4 protein-coding genes are annotated in these 3,097 nt (G+C 41.6%); all 4 read right to left on the reverse strand.

Annotated elements, in window-relative coordinates:
- Positions 1–29: 29 nt before the first annotated feature.
- Positions 30–1,169, reverse strand: a complete 1,140-nt coding sequence (locus AC52RT_RS13675; RefSeq protein ID WP_495541257.1) for a DegT/DnrJ/EryC1/StrS family aminotransferase — start codon at positions 1,167–1,169, stop codon at positions 30–32.
- Positions 1,159–1,821 carry an acetyltransferase gene (locus AC52RT_RS13680; protein WP_495541254.1) on the reverse strand — a complete coding sequence of 221 codons (663 nt, stop codon included), beginning with the start codon at positions 1,819–1,821 and terminating at the stop codon, positions 1,159–1,161. Before AC52RT_RS13680 ends, AC52RT_RS13675 begins: the two co-directional genes overlap by 11 nt.
- Positions 1,818–2,423: a sugar transferase gene (locus AC52RT_RS13685; protein WP_495541255.1), complete on the reverse strand. Its 606-nt coding sequence runs from the start codon at positions 2,421–2,423 to the stop codon at positions 1,818–1,820. Before AC52RT_RS13685 ends, AC52RT_RS13680 begins: the two co-directional genes overlap by 4 nt.
- A gap of 125 nt (positions 2,424–2,548) precedes the next feature.
- Positions 2,549–3,097 (reverse strand): glycosyltransferase (locus AC52RT_RS13690; RefSeq protein WP_495541256.1); only part of this gene is annotated, 549 nt, incomplete at its 5' end.

Genomic DNA, 3,097 nt, shown 5'->3' on the forward strand with positions numbered 1-3,097 from the left:
TCATTTTCTACCTCCGTAGTACAGATTATTTACTTCATTAAGGTCATCTGCAAACAGGCAATCACTCTTTCCATCTCCTCTTCTGTCATATTGGTACCTGATGGAAGACAAATTCCTTGGTTGAATAATTGTTCAGATACACACAAATCATCCTTGTGGGCAAAAAAATCAACACCTTTAAACAGTGGCTGTAAATGCAATGGCTTCCACATCGGTCTAGCTTCGATATTTTCATTTGCGTACGCCTGCAAGCAATGGGTAACTGCATCTCTATGTTCCAGTGTGAAGACTGTCAACCAACGATTCGAGACAGTATGTTCGAGTTCAGGCAAAAAGTTTAGACCTTCGATTTCCGATAAAGCAGACCGATACCTTTCATAGATTAATCTCTTTCTATCAATTCTTTCCTGTAAAACCTCAAACTGCGCCCTCCCTATTCCTGCCAATATATTACTTAGCCGATAATTATATCCGACTTCCTTATGCTGATAATAGGGAGCAATTTCCTTTGCCTGCGTGGCTAAAAATTTTGCCCGCTCAAGAGCTTCGGTATTATTAGATAAAAGCATACCCCCACCTGAAGTGGTGATAATTTTGTTTCCGTTAAAGGAAAATACGCCGAACTCACCAAAACTTCCGCATGATTGGCCATGATAAGAGGAACCAAGAGCCTCCGCTGCATCTTCCAAAATAGGAACCCCGTATTTAGCAGAAATGTCACAAATCTCATTCATCTTTGCACTTTGCCCATATAAATCCACAACAATAACAGCTTTAGGAAGTTTATGCCTTTTCGCTGCGAATTCAAGCGCTCGTTCAAGAGCCTCCGGGGACATATTCCACGTCTCCGGTTCAGAATCAATAAAAACAAGCTCAGCCCCCTGATAAATCACTGGATTGGCACTGGCAATAAAGGTAAGTGATGAACAAAAAACAATATCGCCTTTGCCCACATTCATTAAAGAAAGCGCTAAATGAATCGCCGCTGTCCCTGAATTGACAGCTACCGCTCCCTTCACCCCCGCAAATTCAGCAATTTCTTTCTCAAATGCATCTACATGTGGCCCGGCAGGAGCAATCCAATTATCATCCAGGGCTTCATTTATAAAAATCATTTCTTCACCACTTAGATGAGGGGTTGCCAGAGGTATTCTTTTTTTATTTGCCACCGTCTGCAATGGTTCCACCCCCTTCTCTGATTTCAGTAACTCGGGCGGGTACACCCACAGCTCTGCAATAATCCGGAACATCCTTAACAACCGTTGCTCCGGCTCCTATTAGGGACCATTTACCGATGTTTATTTCTGGAATAACAGTAGCTCCCGCCCCAATCAGCACACCTTCCTCAAGAGTCACTGATCCGGTTAAACATCCCTTTGGTGAAACATGGGCATAATCCCCAATACTACAGTCATGATCAATAATAGCCCCCGTATTGACAATCACATGCTTGCCTACCTTCGAATCTGTGTTGATTATGGCACCAGGCATGACAACAGATCCTACATCTATTCGAGCCCCAGGACTGATGATGGCCTCTTTAGAAATAAGTGTACAATAATGCTCATCTGGAAGATTCAGATTCTCCACAATTGCTTTTCGCGTCGCATTATTTCCAATTGCCATGACGATTTTGACATCTGGAAACTGGTTCAAAATGAAATAAATCGAATGAACCGGTCCAATATATAAATCTAAAATGCTATCTGGCAATTCATACTTATCATCAAGATAAGCAATAATCTGATGGCCATCCCTGGATTCTATTAAATCCTTAATAACCTTACTGTGCCCTCCATGGCCAATAAGTGTATATTTCATTTCAATCCCTCCTTCACTGGGCGTTCAAAATAATCTACTGTCGCCTTTCCTTGCTTCGTAATGCCTTCAGAATGGATAACCTTTTTAATGGTAAGAAATAAAATTTTCACATCCAACCAAAAGGAATGATGATTGACATACCATAGATCGTATGCAAATTTTTCTTCCCAGCTAATGTTATTACGACCATTGATTTGAGCCCAGCCTGTTATACCAGGCACCGCCAAATGGCGTTTCGCTTCTTCTACGGTGTAATAGGGCAAATACTCCATTAATAAAGGTCTTGGTCCAACAAAGCTCAGTTCACCCTTCAGCACGTTATATAACTGCGGCCACTCATCTAGACTATATTTTCTGAGCCAGCTTCCAAAGGGGATCAGCCGTTCCTCATCCGGCAGTAAATGCCCATGCTCATCACAATCATTTTTCATTGTCCTAAATTTATAAAGCAGGAATGGTTTTGCATATAAACCGGGACGCTTTTGTTTAAATAGAATGGGTGATCCCAATTTATATTTGATTACAATGGCCAAAATGAATATAAACGGCCATAAAAGAATCAGCATAGCCAGGGCCATGCTGAAGTCAAATACTCTTTTCAATTAATTTCACCTCGTTTGTAAGGGTTTTAGAGAGAATTATGTTCCAACATTCGTGAAGAATGAAGTGATGATGATTTTCCTCACTTTCTTAGCAAAACTTCACGAAGTATAATAAAAACGATAGACTATTCTCCTTCCATTAAATCTACCAACGGATGGAGCTGATTCAATTGCCGCTTGTTCCTCTTGTATAAATTTTCTTTAAGCGAGATAAATAACTCACCGGATGTGCACAATTGTTCAATGGCATCAGCCAATCCAGTCGGCCCTTTTTCAGCAATCATGCCGGTTTGCTTATTCTTGAGCTGACCACGAAAGGAAGGGATATCTGTCACCACTATTGGACACTCCAGCACTAACGCCTCTTCTACCGCAACACAATGCGCCTCTGTTCGTGAAGGCTGTACATATACGGAGGAGTTTTTCATATAAGGATAAGGATTTGCTTTTTCCCCTAACAAGTGAAAACTATCCTCAAGCCCATACTCTATCACTTTCTTTTTTAGAGATTTCATCTCCCGTCCATCTCCAATCCAATACCAGCGAAACTGCATTCCACGCTCAACAAGTATTCTGCAAGCTTCAAATGCCTCCCATATCCCTTTTTCCTCAACCAATCTGCCCACTGTCACAAACGTATGCTCTTCTGCGAGTCTATCACTCGGCAGCTCCAC

This window comes from Peribacillus sp., from assembly GCF_059453735.1.

Bases quoted from the DNA above. Each gene is read 5' to 3' on its own strand.
- AC52RT_RS13680 (WP_495541254.1), bottom strand. From the start codon at position 1,821: ATGAAATATACACTTATTGGCCATGGAGGGCACAGTAAGGTTATTAAG.